Origin of the sequence: Sphingomonas sp. SORGH_AS_0879 (assembly GCF_030819175.1) — a bacterium.
In the GTDB taxonomy this organism is placed as follows: domain Bacteria; phylum Pseudomonadota; class Alphaproteobacteria; order Sphingomonadales; family Sphingomonadaceae; genus Sphingomonas.
Window position 1 is genome coordinate 2,802,391 of record NZ_JAUTBJ010000002.1, and the last position, 14,476, is coordinate 2,816,866.

Genomic DNA, 14,476 nt, shown 5'->3' on the forward strand with positions numbered 1-14,476 from the left:
GGTGGTCTTCTCCGTCTCGCTCACGGACGGATTACCGGCCGCTGTTCTGACGACGCGCGGGCGCCGGAGCGGCGGCGGCCGGAGCGGTGGCGGCGGGGGCCGCACCCTGCTGCTGACCCTGCTGGCCGGGCTGCCAGTTGGCGGGCGGCGTGATGCTGACGGTCGGGACCAGCTTGTCCAGCTCGGCGGTCACTGCCGAGGTGATGTCCGCGGTCGGCTGCATGAACAGTACGGCCTGCGGGCTGACCAGCAGGCTGACATTCTTGGCGCGGACGGCATTCTGCACCGCTTCGCCGAGGCGCGCCTGGATCTGCTCCACCGCATAGGTCTGCGCACGGACGGCGGGCTGGGTCAGGCGCGCCAGTTCCTGCTCGGCGGTCTGCTGCTTGGTCTGGATCGCCTGTGCCTGGGTGCGCAGCGCCGCTTCGTTGGCATTGGGGGCCGAACGTGCGGTCTGGAACGCCTGGACCAGCGGCTCCAGCTCACGGCTGAGCGCGGTGCGGCGGGTTTCGGCCTGATCGAGCTGCGCCTTGTAGGTCGTCTCGATCTGCTGGCGGGCGGCCGTCCAGGCACGCGAACCGGCGATCGCACCCTGCGGGTCGGCGACGGCGACGCCGTTCACCTGGGCCTGGGCGGTGGTCGCAACGGTCGCCGCCGGAGCGACGAGGGCCGCCGCGAGGAAAAGCTTCGTCATGGTCTTCATCAGAACTGCGTCCCTACGTTGAAAGTAATAAGCTTGGGGTCATCCCCGGGTTGCGTGATCAGGGCCTTGGCCAAATCGATGCGCAGCGGTCCGAACGGCGAGTTCCAGTTCACGCCGATACCGATCGACACGCGCGGCTTCCACGTGCCGCCGTAGAATTCCTCGACGGCATAGCTCGTGTTCTGAAGCGCGATGTTGGTCGTGGTGCCCGAGCATGCGCCGCCCGCGGTCGACGAATAGCCGGTGGCGCAGGTGGTTTGCAAATTGGCGATGCTGGCATCGGCGGTGCTGGGCACCTGATAAATCTGCCGCCCCTGCCCGTCGACCAGGGGCGCGGGGGCCAGCGTCGGCGAACCGTCCTTGTTGAACAGCGGATTGCCGTTGGCGTCACGCGCCTGCGGGAAGTTGAGCGACGGCAGCGGACGGGTAACGCCCCACAGGCTGCCCGCCTGGACATAGATGCTGGGACGCAGGCCCATCTCACGGGCGCCCGAACCCAGCGGCAGTTCCAGCTCGGCGCGGGCGAGGTAATAAGCCCGGCCGCCCAGCGAGTCGTCGACGATCTGATCCCGATCGGTCTGCTTCGACTGGCTGCCATCCGCAGCGACGACATAGGGCACGCGCAGCACGCGCGGACCGACGCCGCGAATGTCGAAGCCGCGGAACTGCGGCTCGCCCAGATAGAAGCGGTCGACGATGCGGACCGGATCGATACCAGGCCCACGGCTGCCTTCCAGCGAGTGAATATAACCGCCCTCGCCGAGCAGCGAGAAGACGAAGCCCTTGCCCAGACCCATGAACTTCGCGCCCTCGGCCCGGGTGCGGATATATTTCACGTCGCCGCCCAGACCGGCAAAGTCCTGGCTGAACGAGAAACGATGTCCGGCGGTCGGACGCAGGCGGCTGTTCAGGCTGTCATAGATCAGCGAATAGCCGACCGACGAGGTCCAGCGATTGCCGATCGAGTCGCAGAGATAGCGGCCCGCCGTCTGATAGTTGCAGGTGCCGTCGGCGTTGAAGAAGGACGAATCCAGACCGACCTCGTCATAGGTCAGGCCGTAACGCCCGGACAGCGACCAATATTCGGTCAGCGGCACGCCCGCACGCACCTGGAACCCGGTCGACACCTGGCTGTAGGTCGTCTGGCGCGTCGTGCCCAGATAGTTGAACGAGTTGAAATCGCGGCGGAAAACGTCGACGCCCAGCGCGATATTCTTGTCGAACACATAAGGCTCGGTAAAGCCCAGCTCGATCGACTTGGAATAGGCCGAATAGTTGACGCCCGCGCGCAATTCCTGGCCCTTGCCGCGGAAATTGCGCTGGGTGATGTTTGCCTGGATGATGAAGCGTTCCAGCGAGGAATAACCCGCCGACAACTGGAGCGAGCCGGTCGACTGTTCCTCGACATTGGTTTCCAGGACGATGCGGTCCGGCGTCGAACCCGGATTCTGCTTGATCTCCAGCTTTTCCTGGAAATAGCCGAGCGAGTTGATGCGGTCCTGGCTGCGGCGGACCTGGAAGCTGTTGAAGGCGTCGCCCTCGGCCACGCGGATTTCGCGGCGGACGACCTTGTCCTGCGTCTGCGTGTTGCCGTTGATGTCGATCCGCTCGACATAGGTGCGCTTGGCTTCGGCGATGTTGAAGGTGATCGACATGGTCAGCGCTTCCTTGTCGCGCTGGAAATTCGGTTCCACGTCGGTAAAGGCATAGCCGAACAGGCCCGCCGTCTGGCTGAGGCTGTCGATCGAGTCCTCGATCAGCTTGGCATTGTACCAGTCGCCCTTCTTCATGGGCAGCGACTGGGCGAGCTTGTCATTGTCGAAGTCGCGGATCTGGCTGTCGACCTTGACGTCGCCGAACTTATAGCGCGGCCCTTCCTCCACCACATAGGTGATGATGAAGTCCTTCTTGTCCGGCGTCAGCTCGGCCACCGCGCTGGTCACGCGAAAATCGGCATAGCCGTTGCTGAGATAGAAGGCGCGCAGCTTCTGCTGGTCGGCGGCCAGGCGATCCTGGTCGTAGCTGGTGGCCGAGGATAGGAAGCGGAACCAACGCGACTGCTTGGTGTACATCGCACCGCGCAGCTCGTCGTCGGAGAATTTCTCGTTGCCGATGATGTTGATCTGGCGGACCTTGGACTTGGGGCCCTCGCTGATCTCGAACACCACGTCGACGCGGTTCTGGTCGAGATTGACCATCTTCGGTTCGACCACCGCGCCGAACCGGCCCTGGCGGCGATAGAGTTCGACGATGCGCGCCACGTCCTGGCGAACCGCGGTCCGGGTGAAGATCTGACGCGGAGACAGCTTGATCTCCTTCTTGATCTTGTCTTCCTTCAGGCGCTTGTTGCCCTCCAGAATGACCCGGTTGATGATCGGGTTCTCGCGCACGCGCAGGACGATATCGCCGGATTCGACGCCGGAGATCGAGAAGTCGGCGAACAGCTCCGACGCCTGAAGGTCCTTCAGTGCCTGGTCGAGCGTTTCGGGGGTATAGGGAATGCCGACCCGCAGCTTGGTGTAGGACAACACCGTCTCGGGCTCGATACGCTGGGCCCCTTCGACGCGCAGCGTCTTGATCGTCCGCACCGGTGCGGGCGCGACCGCCGGAGCCGGGGCGGCGGCGGTGCCGGGCGCGGCCGGTGCGGTCTGCGCCCAGACGGGGACGCCGGACAGCATGGTGCCCGCCAGCAATATGGCGCCCGCGCGCACTGTCTTCATACCCGTCATTGCTGTCACCAAACCCACCCCAGAAAAGTCGAACCGACCCCTGTCGTAACCGCGCCCTGCCCCATCGTCGTCAACCGATCAAGCCAGCGATATTCCGCCAAAGCCCCAAATTGCCAAGATCGTTGAATGTAACGAATAGCATCAGGGCCAGAATGGCGATCAAACCGCCGCGAAATGCCCATTCCTGAGCCGCAGGCTCCAGGGGGCGTCGCCGCACCGCTTCGATCGCATAGAAGAGAAGATGCCCGCCATCCAGCATCGGCACTGGCAACAAATTGATGAACCCGAGATTGATGGACACCAGCGCCACGAAGAAAACAAAGGCGTCGACGCCCAGCGACATCTGTTCGCCGGATACCTTGGCGATGGAGACCGGGCCGCCCAGTTCCTTGACCGAGCGGCGGCCGGAAATCACCTGGCCCAGCGTTTCGACCATCATCCGAACGATCTCACCGGTGCGCTGGACCGCGACGACAGGCGCGCGCAGCAGGCCGACCGGACGGAGATCGACCTCGCCCGAGCCGCGAAGCCCCAGGCGTCCGATGCGATACACATTGCCGAATCGGTCGCGCTGCTGCTCGGTGCCGATGACGGCGTCCGTGGTGAAGCGGCGCCCGCCGCGCTCGGCGGTGATCGTCACCCGCTCGCCCGCGCGGATCTGCACATAGCGGGCGATATCGGCGAAATCGGTCACGTTGCGGTCGCCGATCGCCGTCACCCGGTCCCCTGCGCGCAGGGTCGTCGTCGCCGCCGCGCTGCCGGGCATGACCTGACCGACCACCGGGGGGATCACCACTTCGCCATAGGCATAGGCGAAACCGGCAAGGATCAGGATCGCGGCGAAGAAGTTGATCGCCGGGCCCGCCGCGACGATGATCGCGCGCTGCCACACGGGCTTCGCCTGAAAGGTCCGGGCGCGTTCCTCCGGCGGGAGCGAGAGCCAGGCGGCATCGGCCTGGCTGGCTGGGTTCATGTCACCGGCGAACTTGACGTAACCGCCCAGCGGCAGCCAGCCGACCTTCCACCGCGTGTCGCGCCTGTCGGTGAAACCGAAAATCTCCCGGCCGAAACCGATCGAGAACGTCTCCGCCTTCACCCCGAACCAGCGACCGGCGAGGTAATGGCCCATCTCGTGCACGAACACGAGCGGACCGAGAGCGAGAACGAAGGCCAGGATGGTCAACAACAGGCCGGGAGTTTCGATCAAACGACGCAATCCTCAACACGCTCGGCCGCCAGCACCCGCGTTTCCGCATCGATCGCGATCACCGCATCGAGCGTTTCCGGCGGGGCCGGGTCGTAGCGATGGAGAACATGTTCGACGATTGCGGCAATTTCGAGGAAGCCGATGCGTCGCGCGAGAAAAGCCGCGACCGCGATCTCGTTCGCGGCGTTCAGAATGGCCGGTGCCGCTCCCCCCGCCTCCAGCGCGGCACGGGCGAGCCGCAGCGCGGGAAAGCGCACCGGATCGGGTGCGGCGAAGTCCATCCGCCCCAGCGCGACCAGATCGAGCGGCGCCATCGGTGTCGGCATCCGGTCCGGCCAGGCCAGGCAATGCGCGATGGGCACGCGCATGTCGGAAGGGCCAAGCTGCGCCAGCATCGATCCGTCGACGTAATCGACCGCCGAATGGATGACCGATTGCGGATGGAGCACGATCTCGATCCGGTCGGCGGGGATGGGAAAGAGGCGCGCCGCCTCGATCAGTTCCAGCCCTTTGTTCATCATCGTCGCCGAATCGACCGAAATCTTGGCACCCATCGACCAGTTGGGATGCGCCACCGCCTGTTCGGGGGTGACATGGGCCATCTCTTCGGTGGTCGATTCACGGAACGGACCGCCGCTGGCGGTCAGGACGATCCGCCGCACCCGCTCCGGCCGGGCGAAGTCGAAACATTGATAGATGGCGTTATGCTCGCTGTCGGCGGGCAGCAGCGTCGCCCCCGCCCTGGCCGCCGCCGCCAGCACGACCTCGCCCGCCGACACCAGAGGCTCCTTGTTGGCAAGCACGACGGTGCCGCCATTGGTGATCGCCGCCATGGCGGGCTCCAGACCCGCGCAGCCGACGATCGCGCCCATGGTCCAGTCGGCGTGCAGCGCCGCCGCCTCGATCAGCGCCGCGCGACCGCCCGCCACGCGCGTCGCGGTGCCCGCCAGCGCCTCGCGCAAATCGGGGAGGCAGCGTTCGTCGGCGACCACCGCCAATTCCGCCTCGGTCCGCTTCGCCGCCGCCGCCAGCTTGGCGACGTCGCCATTGGCGGTCAGCGCGCGGACACGGTAGCGGTCGGGCTCGCGCTCGATCAGGTCAAGGGTGGAGGTGCCGACCGAGCCGGTCGCTCCCAAGATCGTCACGCTGCGCATCAGAACAGGTCCGGCAGGAAGATCAGGAACGCCGCCACCGGCGCGACGGGCACGATGCCGTCCAGCCGGTCCATCACACCGCCATGGCCCGGCAGGACATTGCCGCTGTCCTTCACGCCCGCCCGACGCTTCAGCCAGCTTTCGAACAAGTCGCCCATCTGCGCCAGCACCGCCAGGAACGGCGTCGCGATCACCAACGGCAGGGGCAGGTCATGGCCCCAGCGCATCAGCATGGCCAGCAGCGTCGCCGCCGCGACACCTCCGATCAGGCCGGACCAGGTCTTGGCCGGACTGATCGTGGGAGCCAGCTTCGGCCCGCCGAATTGCCGCCCGACGAAGAAAGCGCCGCTATCGCAAGCCCAGACGATCGCCATCGCCCAGAGCGACAGCGCCAGCCCGTCTTGATGCAGACGGATCGCCAGCAGCGAAAAGACCGGCAGACCGACATAGAGCGCGCCCGCGCCATAATCGGGGCGACGCGAAATGATGGTCAGGAAGAAGAAGACACCCGCGATCAGCCCCAGCGCGAAGAAGCCCGGCCCCGCCGCCAGTCCCGGCGCCATGATGGCGAGCGGCACCGACAACGCGAATTGCGCCAACCGCTTGCGCGAAGGATCGACTTTCAACAGGTCCGACCACTCGGCCATCATGAACAGCCCGACCACGACCGCCAGCAGCCAGAAGGCCAGGCCGCCCAGCGCCAGGCACAGGCTGGCCACCGCGATCATCACGATACTGGCGAGCACCCGCTTGGTCAGATTCGACATGCTCTTGACCGGGGCCGCTTCGGGCGCCCGGGTCGTCGGGATTTCGGGGTCGGTCACAGGCCGCCGAAACGCCTGTGCCGTCGGCCGAACTCTGCCACCGCATCCGCCAGCGCCGCTTCGTCGAAATCGGGCCAGAGCGTGTCGACGAACAGCAATTCGGCATAGGCGGCCTGCCACAGCAGGAAGTTGGACAGACGCTGCTCGCCCGAGGTGCGGATCACCAGGTCGAGCGGCGGCAGGCCGTTGGTCTGCAACTCGCCCTCGATCGCCTCCGGCGTGATCGCGTCCGCCGTCATCTCGCCGGCGGCGACCTTCGATGCCAGCCGCCGGGTCGCCTCGACCAGCTCGGCCTGCGCGCCGTAATTCAGCGCGATGGCCAGGATGGGACCGGTATTGGCGGACGTCCGCGCGATCGCATCGTCGATCATCGCGACCAGATCGGCGGGAAACCGGCGATAGTCGCCGATCACCCGCAGCCGGACATTGTCCGACACCAGCTCGGCGAGATCCTTGCGCAGGAAGATGCGGAGCAGACCCATCAGGTCGCTGATCTCGGTCTCGGGCCGCCGCCAATTCTCCGAGGAGAAGGCATAGAGCGTCAGCGCCTCGATCCCCAGCGCACGCGCGGCACGGGAGATTCGGCGCACCGCCTCCACCCCGGCCTTGTGACCGGCGAAACGGGGCAGCAGACGGCGCTTGGCCCAGCGGCCATTGCCGTCCATGATGATCGCGACGTGACGCGGGACCGCACCCGTATCGGGCACGGCCACCAGCGACCCCAGAGCCGTCTGGGCCGAGGCGGCCGGAGGACTCACTTGCCCAGGATTTCCTTTTCCTTGGCCGCCGCCGCCGCATCCAGCTCGGCGATGGTGGCGTCGGTCAGCTTCTGAACTTCGGTTTCGTGGCGCTTGCGCTCGTCCTCGCCGAACACGCCCTTCTTCTCGTCGGTCTTCAGGCTATCCATGCCGTCGCGACGGACATTGCGGACCGCGATACGCGCGCTCTCGGCATATTTGTTCGCCAGCTTGGCCAGTTCCTTGCGGCGCTCCTCGGTCAGGTCGGGGATCGGCAGGCGCAGCGTCTGGCCGTCATTGATCGGGTTGAGGCCCAGCCCGGCCGAACGGATCGCCTTTTCGACCGAGGACACGTTCGACTTGTCCCACACCTGCACCGACAACATGCGCGGTTCCGGCGCGGAAACGGTCGCGACCTGGTTCAACGGCATGTGGCTGCCATAGACCTCGACGGTGACCGGATCGAGCAGAGCCGTCGACGCACGGCCGGTACGCAGGCCGTTCAGGTCGTGCTTCAGCGACTCGACCGCGCCCTGCATACGGCGCTCGAGGTCGGACTTGTCATAGGCTGCCATGAATTACGCTCCTTGGTTCTGGACGATCGTCGACACGCCTTCGCCGGCGAGCACGGCACCGAAATTGCCATGTTCGCGGATATTGAAGACGACGATCGGAATATTGTTGTCACGGCACAGCGCGATGGCCGAGGCGTCCATGACCTTCAGGTCGTCGGACAGGACCTTGGAATAGCTGACCGTGTCATAGCGGGTGGCGGTCGGCACCTTCTTGGGGTCGGCGTCGTACACGCCATCGACGCTGGTGCCCTTGAACAGCGCGTCGCACTTCATCTCCGCGGCACGCAGCGCGGCGCCGCTGTCGGTGGTGAAGAAGGGCGAACCCACGCCCGCCGCGAAGATCACCACGCGGCCCTTTTCCAGATGCCGCTCGGCGCGGCGACGGATGAAGGGCTCGCAGACGCTCGCCATCGGGATCGCCGACTGAACCCGCGTGTCGACGCCGATCTGCTCGAGCGCGTTCTGCACCGCCAGCGCGTTCATCACCGTCGCCAACATGCCCATATAGTCGGCGGTCGCCCGCTCGAACCCCTTGGCCGCCGCCGACAGGCCACGGAAGATGTTGCCGCCACCGACCACGATGCACAGCTCATAACCCTGGGCCCGCACATCGGCGATCTCCTGCGCCACGCGCGCGGTGATCTCGGGCGAGATGGCCAGCCCGCCCTCACCCATCAGGACCTCGCCCGAGAGTTTCAGCAGGATTCGTTTAAAGCGCGGGGTCGTCATCGTTTCTCGGATCTTGGTGATGAAAGTGGCGCGGACCTTAGGCGGCGACCGGGCTACGGGCAACCACGCAGCGGCAGGTTGCGGGGATTTTCGTGGGACATGCGTCGGATATCCACCACCCACAGACCACGTCCGGCTTGGCGAATATAGAGAGGAAAGCCTTATTCCCCCAACCGCCGTTCAGGCTGAGCGAAGTCGAAGCCCATGGAGATGCGTTCACCCCTTGCCCTTCGACTTCGCTCAGGGCGAACGGAGTTTGGACGGGCCACCCCACACGCAAAGGGAGCGGCCACCATGCGGCAACCGCTCCCCTATCACCTTGACCGTCCCGTCAAAGGACAGCGCAGGAATTACGCCTTCTGCGGAACGCCCGAAGCCGCAGCCACCTCGGCCGCGAAGTCCGACGCTTCCTTCTCGATGCCCTCGCCCAGCTGGAAGCGGACATAGTCCACCAGCTTGATCTCGGCACCGGCGTCCTTGCCGGCCTTCGCCACGACGTCGCTGATCTTGGTCTTGCCGTCGATCACGAACAGCTGGCTGACCAGCGCGTGCTCCTTGCGGTACTTGGCGATCGAGCCTTCGACCATCTTGGCGATGATGTCGGCGGGCTTGCCCGATTCGGCGGCCTTCTCGGTCGCGATCGCGCGCTCACGCTCGATCTCGGCCTCGTCCAGGTCTTCCTCGTTCAGCGCCTTGGGGAAGGCGGCGGCGATGTGCATCGCGAGCTGACGGCCGAGTGACTGGAGCGTCTCATCGGCGGCTTCCGACTCCAGTGCGACCAGCACGCCGATCTTGCCCATGCCCGGCGCCTGCTGGTTGTGGACATAGGACACGACCGCGCCCTTCGACACTTCGAGGCGCTTGGCGCGACGCAGCGACTGGTTCTCACCGATGGTGGCGACGTTGTTGGTCAGCACTTCGGCGACAGTGCCGCCCTGCGGCATCGCCTGGTTCTTCAGCGCCTCGATATCGTCGCCGGACTTCAGCGCGATCGCGGTCACGTCGCGGACGAACGCCTGGAACTGGTCGTTCTTGGCGACGAAGTCGGTTTCCGAGTTCACTTCGACGGCGGCGCCGACGGTGCCGTTGGTGGCGACGCCGACCAGGCCTTCAGCGGCGGTACGGCTCGACTTCTTCTGCGCGGCCGCGAGGCCCTTCGTGCGCAGCCAGTCCAGCGCGGCGTCCATGTCGCCATTCGCCTCGGCCAGCGCCTTCTTGCAGTCCATCATGCCCGCGCCGCTCTTTTCGCGCAGGTCCTTGACCATCGCTGCGGTGATATCGGCCATTGTCTCAATCCTCTGTCTGAAAAGGGGGATGCGGGTAGGGCCGCCCCATCGGAGGCGGCCCTTAGCACGGCTTGCATGTCAAGCCGATGTCACCGACCGAAGGGTTGCCCCGTCCGGTCGACGATCGCCCCGCCCGCACCGCGGGGCATGTTCCACGCGATTATGCGTCGATCTGGCGCTCGGCCTCGACGGCCTGCTCGGCGACTTCGGTCGGCGCGACGGTCAGCGCTTCCTCGACGGGCGGCTCGGCCATCGCACCGAAGTCGGTGCCGCTGCGGCGCTGCTGCTCGTTATTGCCACGGGTCGCGGCGATCGCCACGGCCTCGCAGTACAGGCGGATCGCGCGGCTGGCGTCGTCATTCGCCGGAACCGGGAAGGCGATGCCGTCGGGCGAGACGTTCGAATCGAGAATCGCGACCACGGGGATGCCCAGCGTGTTGGCTTCCTTGATCGCCAGCTCTTCCTTGTTGGCATCGATCACGAACATGACGTCGGGCACGCCGCCCATGTCGCGGATGCCGCCCAGCGACAGTTCGAGCTTGTCGCGCTCGCGGGTCAGGTTCAGCACTTCCTTCTTGGTCAGGCCGTGCGTGTCGCCCGAAAGCTGCTCTTCGAGAGTCTTGAGGCGCTTGATCGAGTTCGAGATCGTCTTCCAGTTGGTGAGCATGCCGCCCAGCCAGCGATGGTTGACGAAGTGCTGGCCCGCACGGCGAGCGGCCTCGGCGACCGGCTCCTGCGCCTGGCGCTTGGTGCCGACGAACAGGACCTTGCCACCGCCCGCGACGGTCGAGCTGATGAACTCCAGAGCGCGCGCGAAGAGCGGCACGGTCTGCGACAGGTCGAGGATGTGGACGCCGTTGCGGTCGCCGAAGATGTAGGGCTTCATCTTCGGGTTCCAGCGGTGGGTCTGGTGGCCGAAGTGCGCGCCGGTTTCGACCAGCTGCTGCATGGTGACGACGGGTGCCGCCATAAGATAATTCCTTCCGGTTAGTCCTCTGGGAAGCGGATGACGCGGCGGGCGAAGCCCATGCGCACCGAAATATGATGCTTCCCATGCGGTGTTGAGGGGCGCGCCCTTAGCCCAGCCGAAACGCGATAGCAAGCGCCATACGCCGTTCGCATTTGTTCCAACGCCGCTTGACACAGGAACAACAGCGGAACATAAAGAGGCCGCAAGGGAGAACAGACCTTGATTGCGGTGAATCGCTATCGAAACATCGCGAAATTGGCACCGTTCGACCTGCTGTCACGAGGGCAGCGACGGAACTGATCAAAATTTTCAATGGTTACGATCCGGTTAATAGGCCGGACCGTAGCGGACGGCAGGAGGCGGGCATCATGATGATCGTGGTGAGTGTTCTGGTTTTCATGGGCGCGCTGATCGCCGCTATTGGTACCATTGTCATGATGATCGCGCCACAATGGCGTCGCATCCTTCATCTGGCCACCGGCCATGTCGAACCGGCCTTCACGCCGCTCGCGACCCTGGTCGTCGCCGAGCGTCGTATTGCGGTCAGGCGCTGGGCGGCGAGTTCGCCGGTCCCTTCGTCGCTGGCACGCCGCCGCGCTGCCGCTTGAGCCGGGCATAGGCCAGCATCGTGAAGGGTATGCTGATCAGATAGGCGAGGCACAGCGCGGTCAGGGCATGCCACGGTGCTGAGATCAACGCGACGCCGACGAGTACGATGATCGCCAGCGCCTCGAACCGGACATGGCGGCGCAGGCGGAACGAGGTCCAGGATAAGGTCGCCAGGCTCGACACCATGAGCAGTGCCACGAAAGCGACCCAGGGCGCCACGAGATAGGGTGAGGCGAAAATAGGCTCGCCCGTCCAGAACCACAGATAGAGCGGCAACATGGCCAGCCCGGCCCCGGCGGGAGCCGGGACACCGGTGAAGAAGCCCGCCGTCTTGCGTGGCTGGTCGGTCACATCGAGTTGCGAGTTGAACCGCGCCAGTCGCAGCGCGCAGAATACCGCCTGAAGCACCGCGCAAATCCAACCGATCCGCGGCAGATGCTCCAGCGACCAGAGATAGAGGATCAGTGCGGGCGCCACGCCGAAGGAAATGGCGTCGGACAGGGAATCGAGTTCCGCCCCGAACCGGCTTTCCCCGCGCAGCAACCGGGCGATGCGACCATCCAGCCCGTCGAGCACGGCGGCGACCATGATCATCGTCACCGCCGCTTCCCAGGAGCCGGCGATGGCGAACTTCACGCCGGTCAGACCGGAAACCAGCGCCAGCGCCGTCACCGCATTGGGCGCGATCGCGCGCAATGGAAGCCCTCTGGGGGGCAGGCCGTCGGTCGAGGCGCGACGCGCGAAGCGGGGGGAAATGGCCATGCCGCTAAAGGCTTATTGGGCGATGCCGCTCATCGGCTTGCCGCCGACACGGCCCAGCACCGTTTCCCCGGCGACCGAGCGCTGACCCAGGCAAACCTGCGGCGTGACGTCGTCGGGCAGATAGACGTCGACCCGGCTGCCGAAGCGGATCAGGCCGACCCGCTGGCCGGCCGCGACCATGTCCCCAGGCTTCACGAAGCCGACGATGCGCCGCGCGACCAGCCCTGCAATCTGGGTGAAGCCGATCTTGCGACCGTCGCGCCCTTCGACCACGAAATGCTGGCGCTCATTCTCGTCCGACGCCTTGTCGAGATCGGCGTTGAGGAACTTGCCGGAGATATAGACGACCTGACGGATCACGCCCGCCACGGGCGTCCGATTGATATGCACGTCGAACACCGACATGAAGATCGACACGCGCACCAGCGGCGCCTCGCCCAGTTCGCCGACCAGCTCACGCGGGATCGGCACGCGCTGGATCATCGTGACCAGGCCATCGGCGGGCGCGACGATCAGGTCGTCGCCCTGGGGCGTGGTGCGGATCGGATCGCGGAAAAAGGCCGCGATCCAGATGCACAGGCCGACAAAGGGCCAGAACAGCACCTTGGTGACCAGCGTCGCGAGCAGGGTCAGGCCCGCCCCGATCAGCACATATTTGCGCCCTTCGGGATGGACGGCGGGAAAGCGCCACTTGACGGTGGTGGTCGCGATGGGAGGCTTTTCGAGCGAAGGCATTAGGCCTGTCTACCGGTCCGCCGGCCATCGCACAATGATTTCGGTTCACCCCGGCTCCGCCAGCCCGCGCCACAGGTGGTTGATCCGCCGCGCCCCCTCCCCTAGACGCATGCCCAAACCTGCCAATCTGAAGGATGCGCATATGGCGAAGATCAAGGTGAACACGCCCGTCGTGGAGATCGACGGCGACGAAATGACCCGGATCATCTGGGAATGGATTCGCGAACGCCTGATCAAGCCGTATCTCGACATCGAGCTGGCCTATTTCGACCTGTCGGTCCAGAATCGCGACGCCACCAGCGACCAGATCACGATCGACAGCGCCCATGCGACCCAGAAGTACGGCGTCGCGATCAAGTGCGCGACGATCACCCCCGATGAGCAGCGCGTCGAGGAATTCGGCCTGAAGAAGATGTGGAAGTCGCCCAACGGCACGATCCGCAACATCCTGGGCGGCGTGGTGTTCCGCGAGCCGATCGTCATCAAGAACGTCCCCCGCCTCGTTCCGGGCTGGACGCACCCGATCGTCGTCGGCCGCCATGCCTTCGGTGACCAGTATAAGGCGACCGACTTCAAGGTTCCCGGCAAGGGCAAGCTGACCCTGAAGTGGGAAGGCGAGAATGGCGAGTCGATCGAGGAGGAGGTGTTCGACTTCCCCAGCGCCGGTGTTGCCATGGGCATGTACAATCTCGACGACTCGATCCGCGACTTCGCGCGCGCCTCGATGAACTATGGCCTGAATCGCGGCTGGCCGGTGTACCTGTCAACCAAGAACACGATCCTGAAGGCCTATGACGGCCGCTTCAAGGACATCTTCCAGGACGTGTTCGACGCCGAGTTCGCCGAGCAGTTCAAGGCGGCGGGCATCGAATATCAGCATCGCCTGATCGACGACATGGTCGCCTCGGCCCTCAAGTGGCACGGCGAGTTCGTCTGGGCCTGCAAGAATTATGACGGCGACGTCCAGTCGGACACGGTAGCGCAGGGCTTCGGCTCGCTGGGCCTGATGACCTCGGTGCTGATGACCCCGGACGGCAAGACGATCGAGGCGGAAGCGGCGCATGGCACCGTGACCCGTCACTATCGCCAGCACCAGCAGGGCAAGGCGACCTCGACCAACCCGATCGCCTCGATCTTCGCCTGGACGGGCGGCCTGAAGTATCGCGGGAAGTTCGACAACACGCCGGACGTGGTGCGCTTCGCCGAGACGCTGGAAAAGGTCTGTATCCAGACCGTCGAGAACGGCCAGATGACCAAGGATCTCGCCATCCTGATCGGCCCGGACCAGCCCTGGATGACCACCGAGCAGTTCTTCGAGGCGATCCGCGTCAACCTCGAAACCGCGATGGCCGATTGGCAGTAAGGTCCGTTTCGGTCCGGTCACCGATAGGCGACCGATCGCGACGCGCGCAATCTGGACCCGGGGGGCATGCCTCCCGGGTCTTTTTGCGTATCG

The 14,476-nt window shown here is 65.4% G+C and carries 14 protein-coding genes; 2 read left to right on the forward strand and 12 right to left on the reverse strand.

Features of this window, described 5'->3' with window-relative positions; all coding sequences use genetic code 11:
- Window positions 1-31 precede the first annotated feature (31 nt).
- From QE379_RS13705 to rpsB, 10 genes are all read right to left on the reverse strand, one after another.
- The gene (locus QE379_RS13705) at window positions 32-694 is read right to left on the reverse strand and encodes an OmpH family outer membrane protein (protein WP_307001268.1); all 663 of its coding nucleotides are present in this window, start codon (window positions 692-694) and stop codon (window positions 32-34) included.
- An 8-nt stretch (window positions 695-702) separates the two neighbouring features.
- On the reverse strand, window positions 703-3,432 hold the full coding sequence (gene bamA, locus QE379_RS13710; protein WP_373461789.1) for an outer membrane protein assembly factor BamA: 2,730 nt from the start codon (window positions 3,430-3,432) through the stop codon (window positions 703-705).
- A gap of 70 nt (window positions 3,433-3,502) precedes the next feature.
- Complete coding sequence (rseP, locus tag QE379_RS13715) at window positions 3,503-4,639, reverse strand: RIP metalloprotease RseP (protein WP_307001272.1); 1,137 nt, start codon at window positions 4,637-4,639, stop codon at window positions 3,503-3,505.
- Entirely contained in the window at window positions 4,636-5,793 is a 1,158-nt protein-coding gene (gene dxr, locus QE379_RS13720) for a 1-deoxy-D-xylulose-5-phosphate reductoisomerase (protein ID WP_307001273.1), read from the reverse strand. Before dxr ends, rseP begins: the two co-directional genes overlap by 4 nt.
- Complete coding sequence (locus QE379_RS13725) at window positions 5,793-6,560, reverse strand: phosphatidate cytidylyltransferase (RefSeq protein WP_307003228.1); 768 nt, start codon at window positions 6,558-6,560, stop codon at window positions 5,793-5,795. The genes dxr and QE379_RS13725 overlap by 1 nt, the downstream gene beginning before the upstream one ends.
- 53 nt (window positions 6,561-6,613) lie before the next feature.
- Window positions 6,614-7,330, reverse strand: coding sequence for an isoprenyl transferase (locus QE379_RS13730; RefSeq protein WP_307003230.1), 717 nt, complete (start codon window positions 7,328-7,330; stop codon window positions 6,614-6,616).
- Window positions 7,331-7,371: 41 nt separating this feature from the next.
- Entirely contained in the window at window positions 7,372-7,929 is a 558-nt protein-coding gene (frr, locus tag QE379_RS13735) for a ribosome recycling factor (protein ID WP_007404456.1), read from the reverse strand.
- A gap of 3 nt (window positions 7,930-7,932) precedes the next feature.
- A complete protein-coding gene (gene pyrH, locus QE379_RS13740; RefSeq protein WP_307001275.1) occupies window positions 7,933-8,658 on the reverse strand; it encodes a UMP kinase in 726 nt (241 codons plus the stop codon).
- A gap of 350 nt (window positions 8,659-9,008) precedes the next feature.
- Window positions 9,009-9,944, reverse strand: coding sequence for a translation elongation factor Ts (gene tsf / locus QE379_RS13745; protein ID WP_307001277.1), 936 nt, complete (start codon window positions 9,942-9,944; stop codon window positions 9,009-9,011).
- Window positions 9,945-10,104: 160 nt separating this feature from the next.
- Window positions 10,105-10,914 (reverse strand): 30S ribosomal protein S2, encoded by an 810-nt coding sequence (gene rpsB, locus QE379_RS13750; protein WP_307001279.1) that lies wholly within the window; start codon window positions 10,912-10,914, stop codon window positions 10,105-10,107.
- 368 nt (window positions 10,915-11,282) lie between these two features.
- Here rpsB and QE379_RS13755 point away from each other — a divergent pair, with 368 nt between their 5' ends.
- Window positions 11,283-11,522 carry a hypothetical protein gene (locus QE379_RS13755; protein ID WP_307001282.1) on the forward strand — a complete coding sequence of 80 codons (240 nt, stop codon included), beginning with the start codon at window positions 11,283-11,285 and terminating at the stop codon, window positions 11,520-11,522.
- Here QE379_RS13755 and pssA read toward each other — a convergent pair.
- Together pssA and QE379_RS13765 are read right to left on the reverse strand one after the other, a co-directional pair.
- Entirely contained in the window at window positions 11,458-12,285 is an 828-nt protein-coding gene (pssA, locus tag QE379_RS13760; protein WP_307001283.1) for a CDP-diacylglycerol--serine O-phosphatidyltransferase, read from the reverse strand. The two genes, QE379_RS13755 and pssA, sit on opposite strands and share 65 nt — an antisense overlap.
- Before the next feature lie 12 nt (window positions 12,286-12,297).
- Window positions 12,298-13,020: a phosphatidylserine decarboxylase gene (locus tag QE379_RS13765; RefSeq protein WP_307001284.1), complete on the reverse strand. Its 723-nt coding sequence runs from the start codon at window positions 13,018-13,020 to the stop codon at window positions 12,298-12,300.
- A 142-nt stretch (window positions 13,021-13,162) separates the two neighbouring features.
- Here QE379_RS13765 and QE379_RS13770 point away from each other — a divergent pair, with 142 nt between their 5' ends.
- Window positions 13,163-14,383 carry an NADP-dependent isocitrate dehydrogenase gene (locus tag QE379_RS13770; RefSeq protein ID WP_307001285.1) on the forward strand — a complete coding sequence of 407 codons (1,221 nt, stop codon included), beginning with the start codon at window positions 13,163-13,165 and terminating at the stop codon, window positions 14,381-14,383.
- Window positions 14,384-14,476 lie beyond the last annotated feature (93 nt).